Raw genomic sequence first — 23,945 nt, 5'->3', positions numbered from 1 at the left:
TTGTTCTCCTGGCGTTCAAGTCCGATTTCATAGGTCCGCCAACTCGGGTTTTGCCAGCCACTCATGGCCCTTGAGCATCCCCTTCCAATACAGGGGCGGCAGGATCCGCTCTTTGAGCAGCCACGCCAGCCGCGAGGGGCGGGTTCCGTCAATCAGCCAGGATGGGAAACTGGGGGCAACCTTACCGCCATAGGTGAATTCGGCGAGGACGATCTTGCCCCGTTCCACCGTCAGCGGGCAGGAACCGTAGCCGTCGTATTGGGCGCAGCCCTCGGCCTTGCCCATCGCCGCCAGCACGTTATGGGCGACCACGGGGGCCTGCTTGCGCGCCGCCGCTGCGGTTTTAGCGTTGCTGGTATTGGCCGCGTCTCCCAGCGCGTGGACATTCGCCCACCCTTTGTGGCGCAGGGTTGCGGGATCGACGTCAAGCCATCCTGCCGCATCCGCGAGGGGGCTGACACGAATAAAGTCCGGCGCAACCTGCGGCGGCACCACATGAAGCAGGTCGAAGTCGCGGGTGACAGGGTGAGAGCTGCCATCGGGCCCGACGCAACTGAAGGTGGCCGTGCGCTCGGGACCATTGACGCTCGTCAGGGTGTCGCCGAAATTCAAGTCGATGCCGTAGGCGTGGATGTACTTCATCAAGGCGGGCACGTAGTCGGGAACACCGAACAGCACCGTCGCGGCACTGCAGAAATCGATCTCGATATCCCCCAGCACGCCTTCGCGCTGCCAGTGGTCGGCAGACAAGTACATGGCTTTTTGTGGGGCTCCGGCACACTTGATCGGCATGGGGGGTTGCGTGAACACGGCTTGTCCACCGCGCAGTTGTCGCACCAGTTCCCAGGTATAGGGCGCCAGGTGGTACAGATAGTTGGACGTCACACCGTTTCGCCCCAGGGTGTCCGACAAGCCTTCAATGGCATGCCAGTTGAGTTTGAGGCCTGGGCACACGATCAGTTGTTCGTAGCGGACGACTCTGCAGCCGTCGAGAATGACGGCATTTCTGTCCGGTTCGAAAGCCGCTACCGCGGACTTGATCCAGTGCACGCCACGGGGAATGGTCGCGCCCATGGTGTGGGCGGTTTGGGAGGCTTCGAAGACCCCGCCGCCGACCAGCGTCCAGCCAGGCTGGTAGTAGTGCACATCCGCCGGGTCGATGATGGCAATGTCGAGTCCTGGTTCGCGGGCCAGTAAACTCGATGCCGTGGCGATGCCCGCGGCGCCGCCACCGATAATCACCACCGCGTGTTCGGCCTCGGCCACTTCGACCGGCGTGCGTCCGTTATTGGCAATGCGGCGAATGACGCCTTTCATGTCGAACCCGGCCTTTTTGGCTGTGTCGACGATCTGTGGCAAAGGTTGGTGCCCGGCTTGCGACAGCGCCCACATCGTTGTCGAGCGCATGCCGGAACGGCAATAGGCCAATATTGGTTTCGGCACTGTTTCAAGCAACTTGGCGAACGCTACGCCTTGTTCGTCCGTGACCTTGCCGGACTCGGCGGGCAGATAGTGGGCTTCAATGCCCATCGCTTGAGCCACACGTTTGATCTCGGCAAACAACGGTTGATCGCTGCCTTCACCGTCCGGACGGTTACAAATGATGGCGCGAAAGCCGGCATTTTTGAGTTCATTCAACTGATTGGGAAAAATCTGCTCTGAAACCGATAAGCCGGGCGCAAGGTGGCGGATGTCCATAAATGTCTCCGATCGGGAAGTTTTTCTTATAGGGAGCGTCAGAGCACGTTGAGCGGGATCTTGAGATAGCGCGTGCCGTTGGATTCAGGCTCGGGAAAGTGGCCGGCGCGCATGTTGACTTGCACCGATGGCAGGATCAGCGTCGGCATGTCCATCAAAGCGTCACGCTTGGTGCGCATTGCGACAAAGGCTTCTTCACTGATGCCGTTACGGACATGGACGTTGTCGGCGCGTTGTTCGGCAACCGTGCTGGCAAACTGCACCTCGCGGCCACCGGGCTGATAATCGTGGCAGGTGTAGAGCACGGTGTTGGCCGGCAGGCTCAACACCTTGTTGATGGATTGGAACAACGCGCGGGCATCACCACCCGGAAAATCGCATCGTGCGGTACCGTAGTCGGGCATGAACAAGGTGTCGCCGATGAATGCAGCCGTTTCCAGGCCGTCGCTGATGACGTACGTCATGCAGGCCGGGGTATGGCCCGGTGTATGAAGCGCGCGACATTGCAATGCACCGATCATGAAAGGTTCGTCATCGACAAACAGGTGATCGAACTGGCTTCCATCGCGGGCCATGTCGCCACCGGTATTGAACAGGGTGCCAAAGACTTCCTGCACCGCGGCAATGTGGCTGCCGATACCGATGTTACCGCCGAGCTTTTCCTTCAAATAGGGTGCGGCGGTGAGGTGGTCGGCATGGACGTGGGTTTCGAGAATCCATTGGACCGTAGCGTTCAACGTCGCCACCCGGGCCATTAACTTGTCGGCAGACGACGTCGTGGTACGGCCCGACTTTGGGTCGTAATCCAGGACACTGTCGACCAAGGCGCAGTAACCGGTCGATTCATCCAGCACAAGATAACTGACAGTGTGGGTCTCAGGATCGAAGAACCCTTCGACGTGCAATTTTACGGTCATGACTTGCCTCCTCAGGACTGTAGCAGCCGCTCAAAGAATACATACAGCAATAAGTCTGCCATGCCATGATCAAAGCGAGGATTACACTCAAGCATTTGATTTTATTGGTTTTTAATACTCTTTCGTGCGATGTCTTTACGCGCGTTGATACAAAGGTACTGCCACTGGCAGTATTTGTTGGCATAGTGGCAGTGTCAGTTTAGCCAGGACTATGCACCGGAGCCGCGATGATCAACATCCTGCCGTCCACCCAAGAACATCTTCCGCATCCGGACCAGGTGCAGTCCCTGGTCTCGTTTCTCGAGCACGAGCCTCATCCGATGATCGTGCTTGATCCCGATTACAACATCCTGGCAGCGAATACGGCTTACCTGCGTCAGTTCGGCAGTGCCGACAAATCCTTTATCGGTCATAAGTGCTATCGGATTTCCCATCACTACGATGTCCCTTGCGATCAGGCCGGTGAGCACTGCCCGATGAAAAAGGCCAAGGAAATGCGCGGCCCGGATCGGGTCTTGCACATCCACCACACCCCCCGTGGACCTGAGCACGTTGATGTGGAGCTGCGCCCGATCCTGGATGAGCACGGCGATATCACCGCTTACGTGGAACGGTTGACCCTGGTGCGCAGCGCGTCAGCCCGGCCCAGCAATGAGGGCTTGGTAGGCCATTCACCGGCCTTCAACCAGGCGCTGTCAGAACTGCAGCGAGTCGCGCCATCGATGTTGCCGGTGTTGTTGCTGGGAGAGTCCGGCACAGGCAAGGAACTGTTCGCCAGGGCGGTTCATGAAACCAGTGAACGTGCCTCGGGACCCTTTGTGGTGGTCGATTGCTCCGGGTTGACCGAAACGTTGTTCGAGAGCGAGCTGTTCGGTCATGAAAAGGGGGCGTTCACGGGGGCCACAACGCGCAAGCCGGGCCTGGTTGAAACGGCCCAGGGCGGAACGTTGTTTCTTGATGAGATCGGTGACGTCCCGCTGACCATGCAGGTGAAATTGCTGCGGTTGATTGAGTCTGGAACCTATCGCCGTGTTGGCAGTGTCGAGACCCTGCATGCCAATTTCAGGCTGGTGGCGGCGACCCACAAACCTTTGGAGAAAATGGTGGAAACCGGTGAGTTCAGGCAAGACCTGTACTACCGCATCAGCGTTTTTCCCATTCACTTACCCCCTTTGCGTAACCGGGTGGAAGACATCAGCTTGCTGGTACATTCGTTCCTGCAGCGTGCCGGTAGAGGCAAGCGCCGGCTGACTATCGACTCCGCTGCCTTGAAGCAGCTGCAGCAGTTTTCCTGGCCGGGCAATATCCGTGAGCTGCGTAATGTTCTGGAAAGGGCCAGCCTGTTCGCCGATGACGGCGTGATTCACTCGGTGCAGTTACCCCAGGCTACCGCGGTGTCCAGCCCATTGGCTACGCCAGTGCTCGACAGCAGGGCATTGGCACAGGTGCTGGCAACTTTTAAAGGTACGCGTAGCGAACTGGCTGAACACTTGGGTGTGAGTGAACGTACGTTGTACAGGCGACTGAAAGAACAAGGTTTGTCCTGAAGGCCGTCAGCCCTGACTGCCATTGACTGCCACCCTGGCAGGACTTTTTCCTTTCCGGGTACCCGGCGTACTGAGCGCCGGTTTCTAACTTATTGTTATATCAATAAAAAATCTGATTTCCTGCCTTTGGCATGACGCGTGCTAATGCCCCGTCATGACTATTTCCGATAAACGACTGCGGCGCCATTTGCTCACAGCAGTACTGATCAAGCTGATTGTGCTGACAGTGCTGTGGTGGGTGTTCGTCCGGGATTCGCGCGTCAGCGTCGACTCGAACACCATCGGCGAAAGGTTCGGCGTACCCACCTCGGCTCAAGGGGCAAGCAAGTGATTTCAGAACAACTGGTGGACCTGTCACGGCTGCAATTTGCAGCCACTGCGCTTTATCACTTTCTTTTTGTACCGCTCACCGTGGGCATGGTCTGGCTGCTGGTCATCATGGAAAGCGTCTATGTCATGACCGGCAATGTCATCTGGAAAGACATGACACGCTTCTGGGGCAAGCTGTTCGGCATCAACTTCGCCTTGGGGGTGACGACAGGGATCACGCTGGAGTTTCAGTTCGGTACCAACTGGGCGTACTACTCGCACTACGTCGGCGACATCTTCGGCGCCCCCCTGGCGATTGAGGGCCTGATGGCGTTCTTTCTCGAGTCCACCATGATCGGCCTGTTCTTTTTTGGTTGGGACCGCCTGAAGAAGCAGCATCACTTGCTGGTCACATTGCTGATGGCGATTGGTACGAACCTGTCGGCGCTGTGGATCCTGATTGCCAACGGATGGATGCAGAATCCGGTGGGTTCAGAGTTCAGCTACATCACCATGCGCATGGAGATGGTCGATTTCTGGACAGTGGTTTTCAATCCGGTGGCCCAAGCCAAGTTCGTGCATACCGTTTCGGCGGGTTATGTCACTGGCTCGATGTTTGTATTGTCGATTTCCAGTTGGTATTTGCTCAAACGTCGTGACGTCGAGTTTGCCAAACGCAGCTTTCGGGTGGCGGCGGCTTTCGGGTTGGCTTCTGTCTTGAGCGTGATAGTGCTGGGGGATGAGTCCGGCTACACGGTGGGTGAAGCGCAGCAAACCAAAATGGCCGCCATGGAAGCCATGTGGGAGACAAAACCCGCACCGGCCGGCCTGACCCTGGTGGCGAGCATCAATGAAGCTGAGTCCAGGAACAATTGGGAAGTCGAGGTGCCCTGGCTGATGGGGCTGATTGGAACCCGCTCGGTCAGCAAACAGATTCCGGGTATTCACGACATCAAGGAGAAAAACCGCGCTCGAATCATCCGCGGTATTACCGCCGTCAATGCCCTTGAAACACTGAGGGCAAATCGCGGCGATCCCGTCGCACTCAACACCTTCGAAGCCTATAAGGCTGATCTGGGTTTCGGCTTGCTGCTCAAACGTTATGTCCAGGACGTCAACCAGGCGACGCCGGCAATCATCGAAACGGCCGTTAACGATAGCGTTCCACGCGTGACGCCGATGTTCTGGGCATTTCGCATTATGGTGGGCCTTGGTTTTGCCATGCTGATGCTTTTCGGGCTGGCATTCTGGAGCACCTTGAAGTCCGGTTCTACACACCATCGCTGGTTACTGCGCGGGGCTCTTTTCATGCTGCCTGCGCCATGGCTCGCCTGCGAGCTGGGCTGGTTTGTTGCCGAATACGGTCGCCAACCCTGGACCATCTACGGCGTACTGCCGACCCACATGAGCGTCTCCACCCTCAGCGTCAACAACCTGTACGGCTCGCTGGCCGGGTTCGTTGTTTTCTACACCGTACTGCTGATGGTGGAAATGTTCCTGATGGTCAAGTTCGCCCGCCAGGGGCCCGGCAGCCTGGGTACAGGCCGTTATGTCTACGACGCCAAGTTGAAGGAGCTGCACCATGCTTGATTACTTCACCCTGAAGATTATCTGGTGGGCGCTGGTCGGCGTCCTGTTGATAGGTTTCGCCATCATGGACGGCCACGACATGGGCGTGGGTACGCTGCTGCCGTTTGTTGGCCGCAATGACATGGAACGCCGCGTCGTCATCAATACCGTGGGACCGCATTGGGATGGGAATCAGGTCTGGTTCATCACGGCCGGCGGCGCGCTGTTCGCCGCCTGGCCGGTGGTGTATGCCACCGCATTCAGCGGATTCTACTGGGCGATGATCCTGGTCCTCTGGGCATTGTTTTTCCGCCCGGTGGGTTTTGACTATCGCAGCAAGATCCACAACCCTGCCTGGCGCAGTACCTGGGATTGGGGGCTTTTCGTCGGCGGGGCGGTGCCGCCGTTGGTGTTCGGGATCGCGTTTGGCAATTTGCTGCTGGGGGTCCCGTTTCACTTCGATCAATACCTGGTGTCGACGTACACCGGCAGTTTCTGGCAATTGCTCAACCCTTTCGCGCTGCTGACCGGCATCGTAAGCAGCGCCATGATTACCCTGCAGGGCGGCGCGTATCTGGCCCATCGCACTGAGGGGGGCATTCAGTCCAGGGCTATAACAGGCGCGGTGGGCGCTGCGATAGTGCTGGTGTGTTCATTCGTCGTTGCCGGTATCTGGTTGCAATGGATTGAGGGCTATCGCATTGCGTCGGTGGTGGATACCGCCGGGTTGCCTGACATTCTCAACAAATCGGTCGTGAGAGAGGCGGGGGCCTGGATGGCTAACTATGGCCATTATCCGGCGCTGTGGCTGTTGCCGGCGCTGGGCTTGGCTGGCGCAGCCGGTGCCGCGCTGTTGCTGGTGATGCGCCGTACGCTTTCAGCATTTGTCGCCTCATCGCTTGCGGTGGTCGGTGTCATCAGCACCGCAGGCGTATCGATGTTTCCCTTCGTCATGCCGTCATCAACGATGCCAGCGGCGAGCCTCACGGTATGGGACAGCGTCTCCAGTCATCTGAGCCTGGCCATCATGTTCTGGGCCACGTTGATCTTCATGCCACTGATTGTCCTTTACACCTCCTGGGCGTACCGCGTCATGCGCGGCAAGGTCACCGTTGCACAGATCAAAGCCAACGAACATTCAGCCTACTAGTGCCTGCAAAGGAGTCAAAGACATGTGGTATTTCGCCTGGATGCTAGGCGTCGGTTTTGCGTTACTACTGGCGATATTGAATGCGATGTGGGGCGAGAACGAGGCGGGTCGAGCCTTGAGTGATAGTGACGAGGCGCCGCGATGAAGCCGCACCTCTGCGCGGCCCAGCCGTCCTCACGTATTCATGTACTGAGTTTGATCATTGCAGTGACCATCATGCTGGCCTGCACGCTTTATCCCCCCATGATCGCAACCCCTGATGGGAAAGCCGATCATGCTCTGGCCAGCGCGTTGTTCGCAGCCATGAGCGTGGCGTTTGTGAGGGGGGTGGGTTTCGTTCCACGCAGGCGGATCTGGCGGTGGTTATTTTCGGGGTGGATCTGCTTTGGGGCACTGGTGCTTGCAGGGGCGTTAAAGTACTGGCGTTGATCGCTGGCGTATCAGCGTCGGGTGACCTCTACACGGTTGGCCCTGCTGAAGGCGTCTCAATCCCGGGCTCGGTCAGGCGTAGGCGAATCTGTTTCTCAATCTCGATGAGGGCAAAGAAGGCCATGCCAATCCCTATGATCAGGAGTCCATCCATGAATGAGACGGCCTCGGTGGCAAAGACCTTTTGCAATGTCGGCACGTACGTAATGGCGAATTGAGCGACGGTCACCACTGCGATGGTCAGCCACACCACCTTCGTGCCTCGAATGGCCTTCCACGTGAAAGAGGTGCCGTACAGATTGCGTATGAAGAACAAGTGGAATATTTCCATCACGACCAACGTATTGACCGCAAGGGTACGGGCCAACTCCACTGAATAACCACGGTCGAGCGCGTACGAAAAAATACCGTTGACGCCGCACAGGAAAAGGATGGAAACCAGCACCATGTGCCAGACCAGGGCGCCGCTGATCAAAGGCTCATGCCTGGCGCGCGGAGGCCTGCGCATGCTGTGCTCCTCGGTCGGCTCGAACGCCAGGGCGATTCCGAGTGTTACTGCGGTGATCAGATTGATCCACAAAATCTGTATGGCCGTGACTGGCAGCGTGAAGCCAAACAGCAGCGCGACGATGATGGTCATTGTCTCGCCGGCATTGGTCGGTAACGTCCAACTCAACACTTTCTTGATGTTGTCATAGACCGTCCGTCCCTCACGTACCGCAGCCACGATGGAGGCGAAGTTGTCATCGGCCAGCACCAGGTCCGCAGCCTCTTTCGCCGCTTCACTGCCTTTGCCGCCCATGGCGATGCCGGCGTCTGCGCGCTTGAGCGCGGGTGCGTCGTTGACGCCATCGCCGGTCATTGCCACGGTCATGCCGTTCGATTGCAACAACGTCACCAATCTGAGCTTATGTTCAGGGCTGGTGCGGGCGAAGATGTTCACCTCCTTTAACGCTTCTTTCAGTACGCCATCGCTCATGGCGTCCAGATCGAGGCCGGTCAGGACCCTGTCAGGGTTTTGCAAGCCAATCTGATAGCCGATGGCGCGGGCGGTACCGGAGTGATCCCCCGTGATCATTTTAACGGCGATACCGGCCGCCTGGCATTGCTCAATGGCCTGTATCGTTTCTGGACGAGGCGGGTCGATCATGCCCACCAGACCAAGCAAGGTCAGCGTCCCTTGCACATCAGCCAACTGCAATACGGTGTGTTCGGGCGGCACTGACCTGATTGCAAACGCCAAGACCCGCTGGCCTTTGCTGGCGATGGTATTGGCTTGTTGGTGCCAGTAATCGGCGTCAAGCCGCTCGGCCGCTCCAGCACTGCCACGCTGCTGTGTACACATGGCGAGAATCTGCTCAGGCGCGCCTTTGACATAAATAGAGGCTTGTCGGTCATGGTTGTGATGCAGAGTCGCCATGAATCGGTGTTTGGCGTCAAACGGAATGGCATCGGTGCGAGCCCACGTACCGCGTTCTTCTTCGCTATTGATGCCGGCCTTTGCCGAAAACACCAGCAATGCGCCCTCCATCGGATCCCCTTCGACTTTCCATGCCTGTTCATGCTGCCTCAACATGGCGTCATTACAGAGACTGGCCGCGCGCCCCAGTTGCGCCAATGTCGGGTGATTGGCTGTATCGATCAACTGATCGGCAAGGTTCATGTTGCCCGTGGGCTGATATCCCGCACCATCGACTGTGAAAGTAAGATCACTGATGACAACCGACGCCACCATCATTTCGTTGCGGGTGAGGGTGCCGGTCTTGTCCGTGCAGATGACGGATACCGAACCCAGCGTCTCGATGGCAGGCAGGCGCCGCACGATGGCGTTGCGACGGGCCATCGCCCGAACCCCGACCGCCAGGCTGATGGTGAGCACCGCGGGCAACCCTTCAGGTATGGCCGCGACCGACAGCCCCACCACGACCATGAATATCTCGGTGAATGGGTAATGCCGGACAAAGTGACCGTAAATGAGCAGCAACCCCGCGACGGACAGAATCAATAGCGTCAGCCAGCGTGCGAAAACGTTCATTTGCTGCACCAGGGGCGTCGTCAGTGTTTCGACGCCCGACAGCAGGTTGCTGATGCGGCCGATTTCGGCTGATGTGCCGGTCGCCACAACGACCCCTGTCGCTTGTCCGCAGGTCACCAGGGTGCCGCTGAAGGCCATGCAGGCACGATCGCCCAGGGGCGCCGCCAGTCGCACCGGTTGGATGTGTTTTTCCACGGGGGCGGATTCGCCGGTCAGAATGGCTTCCTGGATCTGCAACCTGTTGGCGTGCAGCAGGCGAAGATCGGCGGGGACCTTGTCACCGGCCTCCAGCAAAACGATATCGCCCGGAACCAGCACCTCACCCGCGACACCCAGGCGTTGGCCGGCCCTGATCACTGCCGCGCACGGCGCCAGCATCTGCCGGATGGCGTCCATGGCTTGTTCTGCCTTGCCTTCCTGGACGTAGCCGATAACTGCATTGGCAAGCACTACCGCCACAATGACCACGGTGTCCCACAGGTGCTGCAACATCGCCGTCAGCGCGGCAGACGCCAGGAGTACATAAATCAGAATGTTGTGGAACTGCAGCAAGAATCGCAGCCACGCTGGCCGCCGAGCTGATTCGGGCAGACGATTGAAGCCCGTGCGCTCAAGCCGGGCTTGCACTTGCGCCGCGCTCAGCCCGGCTTGCTCATTGACCTCAAGCAGGTTCAGCACCTGCTCCGCAGGTAACGTGTACCAAGCCAAGGCATCTGTGGGAATCGGATGTTGCTCCTGCGATGCGTCGCTTGGTCTATTCATCAAGGCATGTTCCTTTGCGCGTGGCGGTTGCTTTACACGCTTGAGCCGACCTGTTGCGGCGCAATCACCCACAAGCTGCAGGGCATCTTGTACAACAAGCCCTCCACGGTGCTGCCGATCAGCTTGTCCAAGCCTCCATAGCGCACTCGGCCCATGACGATGACGTCAATATCATGGGCGGCCGCGTAACTGGTCAGCACCTTGGCCGGCTCGCCCATGATCATGCGCCGTTGTTCCGGGGCGATGCCGTTGCGTTCTGCCAGGGCGTCGAAGGCTGCGCCCTGGGACTCGTAGAGCTGACGGGCCAGGGTTGAGGAGAAGAATGTCGAGCCATTGCCGAAGCCGTATTCGGCGGCGGTGATGGAGGACAGGTCGTAAGCGTAGATGACTTCCAGCGTTGCGTCGCAGCTGACCGCCAGTTTGTTGGCTTCGCTCAAGACCCGGTCATTGAGACCTTCGTAGCGCCCGTCGCGATGAAACGGGTCGATGGCCGCCAGAATCTTGCGCGGGCGGGGATGGGTGACCTTATTGACGAAGTGCAGCGGGACTGCGCATTCGCGCAGAAGGTGCACGTCCAGCGGAGTGAACATCAGGCGTGAGAACCAGGACTCAGGGTCCACCGTCTTGATCAGCGCATCCATCGGCTGCTCCTTGAGGTGAATCAGGATCTCCTGCAATGGACGCTCGACCCACGTCACTTCTGTCGTGACTTCGATGCCGAGCTTGCGCAGCGGCCGGGCCTGCTCCTCCAGCCATTGCCGATGGCGTTCAATGTAGCCCAGGCGCATCTGTTCCAGCGCCTGCTCATTGACCAGGCCGGCGGTGGCCAGGCCCTCCAGGTAGTCGAACGCGACGATATGCAGGGCGGCGCCTTCGGCCTTGGCCAGGGCGGCTGCCCGGTCGAACGCCGGGTTGTGTTCCATCAGCGGTGAGACGACCAGCATCAAGCGCGATTGCGTAGACATGACAAACCTCCCGGGTACGGACGTATTGGCACCGGGCGACCCTTCGCACGGCGTGGCGTCTGGGTTTGATCATGATCGTCCGTAGATCCGGCGGTTTGATTTACATCAAACCTGGCCGAAAACGTGGTATCGCGTCCTGCAGCGCTCGAGCAATAGCGCTATGTTTGATCATGATCACTCTCCCCAGGGCAAAAGCCGGGCAGGCTCGGGTTCCCCCTGGATATAGATACCGTTGGAGTAATCGCCATCGACGCCCCCATAAGCGAAACCCTGGGCTTTGCCAATGCTGCCGCTGCGCTGGGAATCGGCCTGTTGGTGGGGCTGGAGCGCGAGCGGCGTAAAGGCGAGGGCGATAGACGCGACTTTGCTGGCCTGCGCACCTTTGCCATTACGTCTTTGCTGGGTTATGTCACGGTCCGGGCCGGCGGCCCGTTGTTGCTTGGGTTCGTCGCGCTTGCGCTGGGGGCAGTGGTCACGATGGCGTACTGGAAAAACCTCGACAAAGACCCCGGCATCACCAGCGAGGTGACTGTGTTCGCGGTGCTGGCCTTGGGGGCGTTATGTGTGAGCGCGCCGGCCCTGGCGATCGCGATTGGTGTGGTCATAGCCGGGCTGCTCGCCAGTCGGCAGACGCTGCACCACTTCGCCCGCAACCAACTGACCGCTGCCGAACTGCGTGATGGCCTGTTGCTGTTGATTGCTGCCCTGGTGGTGCTACCGCTGGCGCCGGATCGTTTCCTCGGACCCTACAATGCAATCAATCCGCGCACCCTTTGCACCCTGACAGTCATGCTGATGGCGGTGGGGGCGCTGGGGCATGTCGCAGTCCGCACCCTTGGCACCCGTTACGGTTACGCCCTCAGCGCGATTGCCTCGGGGTTCGCCTCGGCCACGGCGACCGTCGCGACCATGGGTAATATCGCCGCGAAAGAGCCGCTCAATCTCAAGGTGCTGAGTGCCGCCGCCGTATTGTCCAACCTGGCGACGGTGGTTCAAATGGGGTTGATCCTCTTTGCGGTGGAGCCCGCTCTGTTGCGTTGGATGTGGGGGCCGCTGCTGTGCGGGCTGCTGATGACGTTGCTCTACGCTGGCCTGCTGATGTTTCCCCGCCCCAGGGTTCGGGCCGATGAGCCTATCAAGCACGGCGGGGCCTTCAGCCTCAAACTGGCATTGACGGTCGTTCTGGTGATGAGCGGTATCACGCTCCTGTCATCGGCGATGCTTGAGCAATTCGGGCAGACCGGTGTGACCGTGACTGCGATTTTCAGCGGACTGGTCGACGCCCATGCCTCGACAGCCTCCATTGCTTCTTTGGCGAAGGCCGGGTTGATGCCCTTCGATGTCGTCGCCGTGCCGGTCTTGATGGCGCTGAGCAGCAACTCCCTGAGCAAATGTGTGGTGGCCTGGCTCAGCGGTGGGCGCGGTTTCGCCGGGTATGTGATCCCAGGTCAGGTGCTGGTGACGCTGGCGATGTGGGCCGGGCTACTACTCCCGAGTCCGTGAGCCTGAGTGATGGCAGCTTGATGAAGATCAAGTCCTGCGCTTGGCATGCGTCCATTCTGGAACCCTCAATCCTTTAAGTGGCAGCCGCCACGTGCCGAGGTGTTCCATGTCCCAGACTCAACGTTTGTTGTTATTGGCGCCTGACGCCATGATCCGTACGCCAGCGTTCGACCGTGCCACCGAACTGGCCCTGGCCCTGGATTTGCCCCTGCACATCGTCGCGATCGATTACCTGGATTTGCTCTCGGTGGCCGGTCTTTTCGCCCCGGAGCAGGTCAAACAAGCGCGCGAGGGCTACCTGGAGACGCATCGGCACTGGCTGTGGCAACAGGCTGAGCTGGCGCGCCGACACGGGGTCGAGGTGAGCTGTGAAGTGGTTTGGGGCAAAGATCCCTATCAAGCTTTGCAGCAATACGTCAAAGAGATGCCATTGGCACTGATCATCAAGGACGCCGAGCCGGAACCGGCGATGAAGCGAATTTTCTTCACGCCACTGGACTGGCGCTTGCTGCGTGACTGTCCGGTGCCGGTACACCTGGTCACGGACGCCCGTCACCCCCGGCCTCGGCGGATCCTGGCGATTGTCGATGTGCTGCGCAGTGAAGACCAGGACCTGGTGTTCAACGACCAGATCGTCAACGCCGCCGTGAAACTGGCTGAACAGTGCAACGCCCAAGTGGAGTTGCTGCACGCTTTCGATTGGACGGCGGTGTACGCCTCGGACATGGGCATCGGCGCGCTACCCCTGGCCACGGGACTCTACGAAGCACTGGGCCGGGCGCAGCACGAGGTCTTCGAGTCCCTGGCCGAGCGCCATGGGGTCGAGCCGCAGCAGCGTCATTTCATTGAAGGCACGCCATTGAACAGCATCTGCACGTTCGCCGCCGATCACCAGGTCGACGTCATTGTCATGGGCACCACCGGGCATCGTGGCCTGGACCGGCGTTTGGGCACCACCGCCGAACTCATCTTGCAACGGGCCCCCTGCAGCGTGTTGGCGATCAAGCCGCAGGAGTGAGGGGATCAACTCCGCGCGGGGCCTCGATGCGTGGCCCCGCGCCAGTGTTGTGACTAGAGATAGAGACGGTGGATGACCTGCCGGGTGTCGTCGGGGTCGGAACGGGTTTCAAACCCCAGGCTATGGGCCAGGTCCCGCATGGGGGCATTGCTGGCGGCGTCGACGGAATACATCTGGCGATAACCGTTTTTGCGCGCGGTCTCGATCAAATGCTCCATCAACAACGTCCCCAGCCCCAGGTGCTGCCAGGAATCGGCGACGGTCACGGCACACTCGCATTCATGTTCGCCGGTCGCGCAATAGCGGCTGACGCCGATCTCGATCAACTGGCCGTTGTCATGGACCAGGGCGATGTAGGCCATGCGTGTCTTGCAATCGATATCCATCAACTGATCGAGCATGGCCGTGCCTGGCTCATTGATTTGCGCCAGGAAACGCATGTGCCGGGACTCCGGTGACAGGCGCTTGATGAAGTCATATTCGCGCTGGCGGTCTTCATCGCGCAGCGGCCTGATCAACACGTGCCGGCCGTCTTTAAGGGCCTGGATCCAGTGCTTGCCACTGATGCTGGCATACAGGGCGGCGGCACGTTCGTTGTGGTCTTTGACTGTGAGCATGATGTGATCCTCCTTCGGATGTGAACCTGCGGTGCGGCAAAAAAAGCTACGCATTCGGTACTGTTCTACGCCCGCGGCGGCGATTGATTCTGATCTGGATCAGTCCTCGTGTACCCAGCTGTCGATTGCCCCGTAGTTGATTCAGATCAAACCGCTTGGGGCATCGATGAGCGCACGCTGCAGATCGCGCCGCAACGTGTCGGCGCGCGGTTTCCGACTCGAGGTGAACAACCCGATGGAGGTGTGTGATGGGGCAATACCAGCGCCTGCTCTTGATTGTCGAACCCGATCTGCATCCTTCCGCGGCGATGCGACGGGCCTGTGCCCTGGCCAGGGCCAGTGGCGCCGAGCTGCATTTATGCGCCTTCGTTCAGCCGCCACCGCGTACCCATTTGTGGGGTGAAAAAATCGACCAGGCGACGATCCAGCGCTATTTGCACCGTTATCGTCGCTGGATGGTGGAGGAGGCCTCGCTGCTCAAGGAGGAAGGGCTGGAGGTGACGACACACGTGGTCTGGACCATCCATCCGTTGCTGGACATTCTGCGCTACGTCGAACAGTTCCAGCCCGACCTGTTGATCAAGGACGTCACCCTCGAACCTTTGCTCAAGCGCGTTTTCGCCACGCCGCTGGATTGTCATCTGTTGCGCGACTGCCCGGTCCCCGTGCATTTGGTCAACCAGGCAGTAAACGGCTTGCCGCGTCGGGTGGTGGCTGCGGTGGACCCCTCGGATCCCGAGGCCAATGCCTTGAACGAGCGCATCGTCCAGACGGCCGCTGCCTTGGCCCGGCAATGCGATGCTGCGTTGCACCTGCTGTATGCCTGCGACTTGTCGCCGGCCTTCAATGGCGAAGCCGCGTTACTGGCCGGGGCCTGGGATGAGGACTTTGCCGACGCCTTGCGCGAATCGTTGCACGCAGCGTTCATCACCCTCGCCGAACGTTGTGAGGTGCCGGCCGAGCGCCGGCACTTCGTCATCGGCCTGCCCGTGCCGGTGATTCATGAATTCCTCGAGGCGTTCGAGGCGGACGTGGTGGTAATGGGCACCGTGCACCGCGCCGGTCTTGAGCGTTTGATTGGCAGTACGACGGAGCGGGCCCTGTATTCGGTGCCGGGCAGTCTGCTGGCGGTCAAGGGATGAGCACGATGGCCCCGTTGACCTGGCCGCTCCTCAGGCGCTCCAGGGCTTGGTTGGCTTGATCCAGTGGGTAGCAGGTCACGTTGCAATGCACAGGCGTACGCTGGATCTGCTCGAAAAACGCCACGCCGTCCGCGCGAGTCAGGTTGGCCACTGAGCGCACGCTGCGCTCCTGCCACAACAGGCGATAGGGGAAGGCCGGGATGTCGCTCATGTGAATGCCGGCACACACCACGCAGCCGCCTTTGGCAGTGGCTTGCAAGGCCAGCGGCACCAGGGCGCCGACGGGGGCGAATATCAGGCTGGCGTCGAGCAAGTGTGGCGGCGCCTGATCCGATGGCCCGGCCCAGGTGGCGCCCAGCGAACGGGCATAGTCCTGGCCGCTGTCATCACCGGGACGAGTGAAGGCATAGACCTGCTGACCCCGGCCCACAGCGACCTGGATCGCCAGGTGTGCAGCGGCGCCGAAACCATAAAGCCCGAGGTGAGGGGCGTTTTGCGCCATCTGCAAGGCCCGGAAACCGATCAGCCCGGCACACAGCAAGGGCGCCGCTTCGGCGGCCTCCAGCGTGTCGGGGAGGGGGAAGCAGAACCGCGCATCGGCGACGGTGTAATCGGCATAACCGCCGTCCAGCTGGCAGCCGGTGAACAACGCCTGGTCGCAGAGGTTCTCCCGACCCGAGCGGCAGAACTCACACACCCCGCACGTCCACCCCAGCCAGGGCACGCCTACCCGCCGGCCAATCCAGTCCGCGGCCACCTGCGCGCCAACGGCGATCACCTCACCGACAATCTCGTGGCCCGGCACCCGCGGCAACCGGGCCTGCGGTAGTTCTCCGTCGAATAGGTGCAGGTCGGTACGGCACACACCGCAGGCTTGCACCTTGATCAGCATTTGCCCGGAGGCCGGCGTCGGTCGCGGACGTTCCTCCAGTTGCAAGGGCTGGCCGGGCGTGTGCAGGACCATGGCGCGCATGAGCAATCTCCTGTTTGGGCGGTGCCAGAACATCGAACGAGAACCTTGTATGACCTTAGCGTCCCTGGTTCTGATGTAAATCAAGTCGTGCTCATTCGGGCGCTCCAGAATCAGGCATGGCAAGCCGTTCGAGAACGGTTCAAGCGATCAGGGTCAGCTGCCGCCAACCCTGTTTTTTGCGGAGGACGTGATGAGCGATTTTCTCAGCCCCGACCAACTGGAAGGCATTGACGCCTACTGGCGAGCGTCCAATTACCTGGCCGTGGGCCAGATCTACCTCAAGGACAACCCCTTGCTGCGCAAACCGCTGCAACAGGGTCACGTCAAGCCTCGCTTGCTGGGCCATTGGGGCACGACGCCAGGGCTGAACCTGATTTACGTGCACCTCAATCACCTGATCAAGCGTCATGACCTGGACATGATCCTGATCACCGGCCCCGGGCATGGCGGCCCGGCCATCGTCGCCCAGAGTTACCTGGAGGGCAGCTTCACCCAGTGCTATCCCGCAGTGGAGCAGAACGAAAACGGAATGCTGCGCCTGTTCCGGCAATTCTCCTGGCCCTATGGGCTGTCCAGTCATGTCTCGGCGCAGATTCCTGGCTCTATCCACGAAGGCGGGGAGCTGGGCTATTCCCTGGCCCATGCCTATGGGGCGGCGTTCGACAACCCGGACCTGATCGTGGCCTGCGTCATTGGTGACGGTGAAGCCGAAACCGGCACGTTGGCGGCAAGCTGGCACTCCAACAAGTTCCTCAACCCCCGGCGCGATGGCGCCGTATTGCCCATCCTGCATCTCAACGGCTTCAAGATCGCCAACCCGACGCTGCTTTCGCGCATCAGTGAAGACGAACTGGCGGCCCTGATGTATGGCTACGGCTATGACCCTTATTTTGTCGAAGGCGACGACCCGCAAGCGGTGCACCAGCAGTTGGCCAGGACCTTGGACGGCATGTTGCTCAAGATTCGCGAGATCCAGCGCATGGCCCGCGCGGATTCGTCGGGGGAGGCGCCGGAGCGTCAGCTCTGGCCGATGCTGGTGTTGCGCACGCCCAAGGGCTGGACCGGTCCGAAGTTCGTCGACGGGCAGCAGGTTGAAGGCACCTGGCGCTCTCACCAGGTACCGCTGAGCCATTTCGAGCTGCCCATGCACTTGACGCAACTGGAACAGTGGCTCCAGAGTTATCGGCCCCAGGAACTGTTCGACGCCAACGGTGCGTTGCTGCCGGATATTGCCGCGTTGGCGCCGACCGGACATCGGCGCCTGGGCGCCAATCCCCACGCCAATGGCGGCTTGCTCCTCAAACCCCTGGAGCTGCCTCGGTTTACTGATTACGCCGTGCAACTCAGCGCCCCCGGCAGCGTGCAGGCAGAGTCCACACGGGTGTTGGGCGGCTTTGTGCGAGATGTGATGAAGCACAACCTGCGGGCGGGCAATTTCCGCCTGTTCGGCCCCGACGAAACCGCCTCCAATCGCCTCGATGCGGTGTACGAGGTCAGTGGCAAAGCCTGGATGGCGGCGCTGGAGGCGGGCGATACGAACCTGGAGTGCGAAGGCCGGGTGATGGAAATCCTCAGTGAACAGGTGTGTGAAGGTTGGCTGGAAGGGTATTTGCTGAGCGGTCGGCACGGGCTGTTTTCCTGCTATGAGGCGTTCATCCACATCGTCGATTCGATGTTCAACCAGCACGCCAAGTGGCTCAAGACCGCTGCCCAGATCCCGTGGCGCGCGCCCATCGCTTCGCTCAATTACCTGCTCACATCCCACGTCTGGCGTCAGGACCACAATGGGTTTTCCCATCAGGACCCGGGGTTCATCGACCTGGTGGCGAACAAGAGCGCCGACGTGGTGCGCATCTACCTGCCAGCAGACGCCAATTGCTTGTTGTCCGTTGCCGATCACTGCCTCAAGAGCCGCGATTACATCAATGTCATCGTGGCCGGCAAGCAGCCGGAATGGCAATGGCTGGACATCGATTCGGCCATCCGGCACTGCTCGATCGGGATCGGTCGCTGGGCCTTTGCCTGCCACAACGACGAGGACCCGGACGTGGTGATGGCCTGTGCCGGTGACGTGCCGACCCTGGAAACCCTGGCTGCTGTCACGCTGCTGCGTGAGTACGTGCCCGACCTGCGTGTGCGGGTAGTGAATGTCGTGGACCTGATGGCCCTGCAACCGCCGCAACAGCATACCCACGGGTTGCCGGACGCCGAGTTCGATGGGTTGTTTACCGTGGATAAGCCGGTGATTTTCGCCTTCCACGGTTATCCGTCGCTGATCCATCGGCTGGTCTACAAACGCCACAATCACGATAACTTCCATGTCCGCGGTTTCATGGAGGAGGGCGCCACCACCACGCCGTTCGACATGGCGGTGATCAACCACTTGGATCGCTACCAACTGGCGCTCGATGTCATCCAGCGCGTGCCACGCTTGCAGCCGCTGGTGGACAGCGCTCGGGATCGCTACTGGGCAACCATGGAAAAGCATCAGCTGTACCTCATCGAGCATGGCCAGGACATGCCCGAAGTATTGAACTGGCGCTGGACGCCGACGCCGCAATGACTGCCAACACGCCTCATGGCATCGACGCTGCACCGTGGCGTTCGAGCCTGACTTTGGAGACCCATCATGAGCCAGTACCAACGCCTGCTGCTGATCCTCAACCCGGCCCAACGCCATTCGCCCGCCCTTCATCACGGCGCGGCCCTGGCGGCGGCCAGCGGGGCGCACCTGCACATCACCGCATTGATCCCCTCACTGGAGATCCTGTCGCTGCTTGAAGAGGAGCCGCGCGAAGAGGCGCGGCAGAACTATCTCCAGGACCATCGCCACTGGTTGGAGGATGAGGCGGACAAGATGCGTCGTCGTGGCCTGCGGGTCACCACCGAGGTGGAGTGGGCCCATAAGATGGGCAAGCAGATCCTGCAACACGTCACGCAGATCCAACCCGACTTGCTGATCAAGCAGGTGCAACACGAGCCTTTACTCAAACGCGCATTTTTCACGCCGCTGGACTGGCAACTCCTGCGCAACTGCCCTGTACCGATGTACCTGGTGGGGGCCACCGGTCATGCGCTGCCGCGTAAAGTGGTCGCGGCGGTGGACCCTTCCAGTGCATTTGCCCAGAACAGTGGGCTGAACGACCGGATCATCCGCGAGGCAATGGGGCTGGCCTTGCAGTGCGACGCCGAGCTGCATCTGGTTCATGCCTATGAGGTGTCGTCAGTCTATCTGGGGGATGTGGGCGGTGGCGGCCTGTCGCTGTCGCAGCTCAGCAAGGAGTTTCGCAGGAGCCTGGAAAAAACCTTCCTGGAACTGGCGAATCTGTTCGGTGTGCCGGCCGAGCGCCGGCATTTTCTACTGGGCCATCCAGTGTCGGCCCTGAGTGAGTTCGCCTTGGAGCACGAGGTAGACGTGATCGTCATGGGCCGATTCCAACACAATGATCTGCATGGACTCTTGGGCAGCACGACCGAGCACATTCTGTACCAGGTGTCGTGCAGTGTTCTGGCGGTTTGAGCAATCGGCCCTGGCCACTGTGTTGTTGACTAAAATCAACGGCAGGCAAGGTGAATGATGTGACCCATAGAGCCTCTATCGACTGTTCAGGAGCACCGTCATGCGCATGACCTTTCTGGGAGCAGCCGGCACGGTCACCGGCAGCAAATACCTGCTGGAACACGACGAACAGCACATCCTGATCGATTGCGGTCTCTTCCAGGGGTACAAGCAATTGCGCTTGCACAACTGGGACCCGTTCGAACTGCCAATGCGGGAGCTGGACGCGATCGTATTGACCCATGCGCACCTGGACCACAGCGGTTATCTACCGGTGCTGGTGCGCAATGGTTATCGCGGTCCGATCTATGCCTCGCCGGCGACCTGTGAACTGGTGAAAATCCTCTTGCGCGACAGTGCCCGCCTGCAGGAAGAAGAGGCCGAGTACGCTAACCGCAAGGGATTCTCCAAGCACGACCCGGCGTTGCCGTTGTACACCCTCGAGAACGCCGAGCGGGCGCTGAAGTTACTGCGGCCGATCGCGTTTGAACATCCGGTGGAAATTGCCCGAGGGGTGACGATATTGCTGCGCCGCGCCGGGCATATCCTCGGCGCCGCCACGGTGCAGGTCCAGGCTGGCGGGTTGACGCTGGTGTGTTCCGGGGACCTGGGGCGGCCCGAGGACCCGGTGATGTTTGCCCCCCAGGCCATCGAGCAGGCGGATTATCTGCTGGTGGAATCCACCTACGGCGACCGTCGGCACCCACGGGAGTCACCGGAAGATCAACTGGCCGATGTCATTACCCGCACGGCATTGCGTCGCGGCATCACCCTGGTGCCTTCGTTCACGGTCGGACGCGCACAGCTGCTGATGTATCACCTGTATCGCCTGAAACAGCGCCACGCCATCCCGGATATCCCGATTTACCTCAACAGTCCCATGGCCATCGATGTCACCCGGTTGTATCAGCGCTTTGGCGCTGAGCATCGGCTGTCCAGGGAAGAATGCGAAGGCATGTGTCACATTGCACATCCGGTTCGCTCGGCCAAGGACTCCATGGCCCTGGACCTGCAACGCACCCCGGCAGTGATTATCGCCGCCAGTGGCATGGCCACCGGTGGACGGGTGCTGCACCACCTCAAGAGTCTTGCCCCCAACCCCATCAACACCTTGTTGATGCCGGGGTTCCAGGCGGGTGGTACGCGGGGCGCAAGGATTGTGGCGGGCGAGCCCTCGGTGCGTATCCATGGCAAGGACGTGCCGATCAATGCTGAAGTGGTGCCGATGCAGACGCTGTCTGCCCACGCCGATGCCGACGAAATCATGCAATGGCTGCGCGGCTTCAAGACCCCGCCACGGCATACCTATGTCGTCCACGGCGAGCCCAACGCTTCCGATGTCCTGCGCCATCGCATTCACGACGAACTGGGCTGGTCAGTGTCGGTGCCGGAATACCGCGATAGCGTGGAGCTCTGACCCCACCGCCATCGCGAGCTTGCTCGCGAAGAGGCCGGTAGCGGCAACGACGTCGTCAGCCTGAAATAAGCCCTGCCACAAAAAAGCCCCTCGTCGTTGGCCGGCGAGGGGCAGGCTATCGAGCGTTCAGTCAGCCTTGATCGGCACGACTTTTTCCGCTTTCAGTGCTTCCGGTTTTTTAGGCAGCGTCAGTGTCAGCACGCCTTTGCTGAACTGGGCTTCGATCTTGTCGCTATCGATCCCTTTTGGCAGGTTGAACACCCTTTCGAAGGAGCCGTAATGGCGCTCGGACAGGTGATAACCTTTTTTATTTTCTTCCTTGGTTTCTTTTTTCTCCCCCTTGATGATCAGGTTGCCATTGGCCAGGCGGATTTCGATGTCCTTTTGATCCATGCCAGGCAGTTCGGCAGTGATTTCAAAGCTCTTATCCTTTTCGCTGATATCCACGGCCGGCAGGCTGGTGGCGAACTCGCGGCGCCAGAAGGGCTCGACATCGAACAATCCGCGACTGAAGGGGGAGAGCCCTGTCCCCCGGCTGAAGTCATCGAACAGGTGATCGACCTGCTGACGGAGTTTTTCCAGCGGATGCCAGAGGTCAGTCTTGGCGGGATGCGGAGCATTTTTTTCGGTGTTGACCGGCATTTTTTTCACTGAATTGGACATTTGATTTTCCTCTTTGGTGATGTCCGGATGGCTCCTGGCGCCATTGCCAGGGGCCGGTCCCGGACGGGTCAATGCACGCTTGCAAGCTTTTACAACGAGAGCTGGCCGGACCAGAGCATCCAACCGGCGAAGATCGCCGCCACCCAGATCACCAGCAGCAGGGCCCAGCCAAAACCGTTCAGGGCCTGGCCTGTCCTGGCCCGTTGAGCGCTCAGGTAGATCAACGAGCCGGGGGCATAGAGCAGGGCACTGAGCAGCATGTACCGGGGACCGGCGGCGTACAGCAGCCAGACGCAATAGGCGGTGGCGACCAGGGCTATGGCCATGTCGCGCAGTTGCAGGCTGCGATGGCCGGCGTAGGTCTGGCCTTGCCAGGTCATCTTCAGCGCATACAGGCCGCTGAACAGGTACGGCAGCAGGATCATCGAAGTGGCGAGCGAAATGAGGGCCAGGTAGCTGGCACTCGAATACAGCGTCAACAACAGGAACAACTGGATGCAACCATTGGTGATCCACAGCGCATTGGCGGGGACTCCCTGCTGGTTTTCCGAGGCCAGCAGACGCGGCATGACCTTTTCCTTGGCCGGGGTGAACACCGACTCAGCCGCCAGCAGGGTCCAGGCCAGCAAGGCGCCGCCCACCGAAACGATCAGGCCGATGCTGATCAGCACCGCCCCCCAGGGTCCGGCCACCGCTTCCAATACCCCCGCCATGGACGGGTTCTTCAGGGCGGCCAGTTCAGGTTGTCTGAGGATACCCAGCGACAACAGGGAAACGGCGATCAGCAGCAACAACGTCAAGACGAAACCAATCACGGTGGCCCGGCCCACGTCCGCCCGTTCGGCGGCACGGGCGGAAAATACGTTGGCGCCTTCAATGCCGATAAACACCCAGACCGTCACCAGCATGGTGCTCTTGACCTGATCCAGCGTACTGCCCAGTGCTGGCGTGCCCCAAAAGTCCACCAGGAAGGTGTCCTTGGAGAAACCGGCGATCACCAGCCCAACGAACAATAGCAGAGGCACCACCTTGGCTATGGTGGTCAGGGCGTTCGCCTTGGCGGCGGTGCGCATGCCGCGCAGGATCATCCAGTGCAGCGCCCACAACACCACCGACGCACCGGCAATGGCCGCTTTGTTATTGCCTTCGCCGAACAGCGGAAAGAAGTAACTGAGCGCGGCGAACAGAATCACCAGGTAACTGACGTTGCCGATCCAGGCGCTGATCCAGTAGCCCCAGGCCGAATTGAAACCCAGGAATTCACCCCCCAGCGCGCGGGCGTAAGCGAACACGCCGTTATCGAGCTCAGGCTGGCGATTGGAGAGCATCTGATAGACCAGGGCCAACGACAGCATGCCCACGCCGGTGATCAGCCAACCGATGAGGATCGCCCCGGCGCCCGCGCTGGCGGCCATGTTCTGGGGCAGGCTGAAGATGCCGCTGCCGATCATTGAGCCGACTACCAGGGCGATCAGCAGGCTCAACGACAAGCGTTTAGGTTCGACCTTTCGCAAACTGCCAGCTAAAGGGTGAGGTGTGACGGTCGGGATGACCGGTTCCGTGCCTTGCAGGTGCGTTGCCATGATAGGGCCTCCACGAGACGAAAGGTCCGAGACCGTCGCCCATGCGAAGGTCCGAACGCTGGTATTAATCTCGGCGCAAAGGCAGCAGG

20 protein-coding genes are annotated in these 23,945 nt (G+C 60.3%); 12 read left to right on the top strand and 8 right to left on the bottom strand.

The features are described from left to right. Positions 1 to 27 precede the first annotated feature (27 nt). Positions 28 to 1,698 carry a bifunctional protein tyrosine phosphatase family protein/NAD(P)/FAD-dependent oxidoreductase gene (locus ACWNZ1_RS13335; protein WP_256453279.1) on the bottom strand — a complete coding sequence of 557 codons (1,671 nt, stop codon included), beginning with the start codon at positions 1,696 to 1,698 and terminating at the stop codon, positions 28 to 30. A gap of 38 nt (positions 1,699 to 1,736) precedes the next feature. Beyond that, the gene (locus tag ACWNZ1_RS13330; RefSeq protein ID WP_135845852.1) at positions 1,737 to 2,615 is read right to left on the bottom strand and encodes an MBL fold metallo-hydrolase; all 879 of its coding nucleotides are present in this window, start codon (positions 2,613 to 2,615) and stop codon (positions 1,737 to 1,739) included. 227 nt (positions 2,616 to 2,842) lie between these two features. Here ACWNZ1_RS13330 and ACWNZ1_RS13325 point away from each other — a divergent pair, with 227 nt between their 5' ends. The 6 genes from ACWNZ1_RS13325 (at position 2,843) to ACWNZ1_RS13300 (ending at position 7,619) form a co-directional block, all read left to right on the top strand. After that, positions 2,843 to 4,162: a sigma-54 interaction domain-containing protein gene (locus ACWNZ1_RS13325; RefSeq protein WP_256453278.1), complete on the top strand. Its 1,320-nt coding sequence runs from the start codon at positions 2,843 to 2,845 to the stop codon at positions 4,160 to 4,162. Positions 4,163 to 4,316: 154 nt separating this feature from the next. Continuing rightward, complete coding sequence (cydP, locus tag ACWNZ1_RS13320) at positions 4,317 to 4,493, top strand: cytochrome oxidase putative small subunit CydP (protein ID WP_178084266.1); 177 nt, start codon at positions 4,317 to 4,319, stop codon at positions 4,491 to 4,493. Next, entirely contained in the window at positions 4,490 to 6,061 is a 1,572-nt protein-coding gene (locus ACWNZ1_RS13315; RefSeq protein ID WP_135845850.1) for a cytochrome ubiquinol oxidase subunit I, read from the top strand. Before cydP ends, ACWNZ1_RS13315 begins: the two co-directional genes overlap by 4 nt. Next, the gene (gene cydB, locus ACWNZ1_RS13310; protein WP_265072134.1) at positions 6,054 to 7,190 is read left to right on the top strand and encodes a cytochrome d ubiquinol oxidase subunit II; all 1,137 of its coding nucleotides are present in this window, start codon (positions 6,054 to 6,056) and stop codon (positions 7,188 to 7,190) included. Before ACWNZ1_RS13315 ends, cydB begins: the two co-directional genes overlap by 8 nt. 22 nt (positions 7,191 to 7,212) lie before the next feature. After that, a complete protein-coding gene (gene cydX / locus ACWNZ1_RS13305) occupies positions 7,213 to 7,335 on the top strand; it encodes a cytochrome bd-I oxidase subunit CydX (RefSeq protein WP_135845848.1) in 123 nt (40 codons plus the stop codon). Then, positions 7,332 to 7,619, top strand: coding sequence for a cyd operon YbgE family protein (locus ACWNZ1_RS13300; RefSeq protein ID WP_135845847.1), 288 nt, complete (start codon positions 7,332 to 7,334; stop codon positions 7,617 to 7,619). Before cydX ends, ACWNZ1_RS13300 begins: the two co-directional genes overlap by 4 nt. 28 nt (positions 7,620 to 7,647) lie before the next feature. Here ACWNZ1_RS13300 and ACWNZ1_RS13295 read toward each other — a convergent pair whose 3' ends face one another. Then, positions 7,648 to 10,416, bottom strand: a complete 2,769-nt coding sequence (locus ACWNZ1_RS13295) for a cation-transporting P-type ATPase (RefSeq protein WP_256453276.1) — start codon at positions 10,414 to 10,416, stop codon at positions 7,648 to 7,650. Positions 10,417 to 10,448: 32 nt separating this feature from the next. Further along, entirely contained in the window at positions 10,449 to 11,381 is a 933-nt protein-coding gene (locus ACWNZ1_RS13290) for a universal stress protein (protein WP_135845845.1), read from the bottom strand. A gap of 258 nt (positions 11,382 to 11,639) precedes the next feature. Here ACWNZ1_RS13290 and ACWNZ1_RS13285 point away from each other — a divergent pair, with 258 nt between their 5' ends. Together ACWNZ1_RS13285 and ACWNZ1_RS13280 are read left to right on the top strand one after the other, a co-directional pair. Next, positions 11,640 to 12,884, top strand: a complete 1,245-nt coding sequence (locus tag ACWNZ1_RS13285; protein ID WP_135845844.1) for an MgtC/SapB family protein — start codon at positions 11,640 to 11,642, stop codon at positions 12,882 to 12,884. 106 nt (positions 12,885 to 12,990) lie between these two features. Next, the gene (locus ACWNZ1_RS13280) at positions 12,991 to 13,902 is read left to right on the top strand and encodes a universal stress protein (protein ID WP_135845843.1); all 912 of its coding nucleotides are present in this window, start codon (positions 12,991 to 12,993) and stop codon (positions 13,900 to 13,902) included. A gap of 53 nt (positions 13,903 to 13,955) precedes the next feature. Here the strand turns inward: ACWNZ1_RS13280 and ACWNZ1_RS13275 are convergent, their stop codons facing one another. After that, positions 13,956 to 14,519, bottom strand: a complete 564-nt coding sequence (locus ACWNZ1_RS13275) for a GNAT family N-acetyltransferase (protein ID WP_135845842.1) — start codon at positions 14,517 to 14,519, stop codon at positions 13,956 to 13,958. Between the two features lie 248 nt (positions 14,520 to 14,767). Here ACWNZ1_RS13275 and ACWNZ1_RS13270 point away from each other — a divergent pair, with 248 nt between their 5' ends. Continuing rightward, positions 14,768 to 15,661: a universal stress protein gene (locus ACWNZ1_RS13270; RefSeq protein ID WP_256453275.1), complete on the top strand. Its 894-nt coding sequence runs from the start codon at positions 14,768 to 14,770 to the stop codon at positions 15,659 to 15,661. On the opposite strand, the gene ACWNZ1_RS13265 is transcribed toward ACWNZ1_RS13270, so the two are convergent. Continuing rightward, positions 15,651 to 16,634, bottom strand: a complete 984-nt coding sequence (locus ACWNZ1_RS13265) for a zinc-binding alcohol dehydrogenase family protein (RefSeq protein WP_256453274.1) — start codon at positions 16,632 to 16,634, stop codon at positions 15,651 to 15,653. The genes ACWNZ1_RS13270 and ACWNZ1_RS13265 overlap by 11 nt on opposite strands. Positions 16,635 to 16,824: 190 nt before the next feature. Here ACWNZ1_RS13265 and ACWNZ1_RS13260 point away from each other — a divergent pair, with 190 nt between their 5' ends. The 3 genes from ACWNZ1_RS13260 (at position 16,825) to ACWNZ1_RS13250 (ending at position 21,610) form a co-directional block, all read left to right on the top strand. Further along, complete coding sequence (locus tag ACWNZ1_RS13260; protein WP_256453273.1) at positions 16,825 to 19,197, top strand: phosphoketolase family protein; 2,373 nt, start codon at positions 16,825 to 16,827, stop codon at positions 19,195 to 19,197. Positions 19,198 to 19,263: 66 nt separating this feature from the next. Then, complete coding sequence (locus ACWNZ1_RS13255) at positions 19,264 to 20,154, top strand: universal stress protein (RefSeq protein WP_135845838.1); 891 nt, start codon at positions 19,264 to 19,266, stop codon at positions 20,152 to 20,154. A 100-nt stretch (positions 20,155 to 20,254) separates the two neighbouring features. Next, positions 20,255 to 21,610: an MBL fold metallo-hydrolase RNA specificity domain-containing protein gene (locus ACWNZ1_RS13250; protein WP_256453272.1), complete on the top strand. Its 1,356-nt coding sequence runs from the start codon at positions 20,255 to 20,257 to the stop codon at positions 21,608 to 21,610. Between the two features lie 126 nt (positions 21,611 to 21,736). On the opposite strand, the gene ACWNZ1_RS13245 is transcribed toward ACWNZ1_RS13250, so the two are convergent. Together ACWNZ1_RS13245 and arcD are read right to left on the bottom strand one after the other, a co-directional pair. Continuing rightward, a complete protein-coding gene (locus ACWNZ1_RS13245) occupies positions 21,737 to 22,273 on the bottom strand; it encodes an Hsp20/alpha crystallin family protein (RefSeq protein WP_135845836.1) in 537 nt (178 codons plus the stop codon). A gap of 89 nt (positions 22,274 to 22,362) precedes the next feature. Then, positions 22,363 to 23,856: an arginine-ornithine antiporter gene (gene arcD / locus ACWNZ1_RS13240; protein WP_135845835.1), complete on the bottom strand. Its 1,494-nt coding sequence runs from the start codon at positions 23,854 to 23,856 to the stop codon at positions 22,363 to 22,365. Positions 23,857 to 23,945 lie beyond the last annotated feature (89 nt).

The sequence above is a fragment of the Pseudomonas sp. CFBP 5748 genome (genome assembly GCF_053850495.1).
This window is presented reverse-complemented; position numbering and strand designations above follow the sequence as displayed.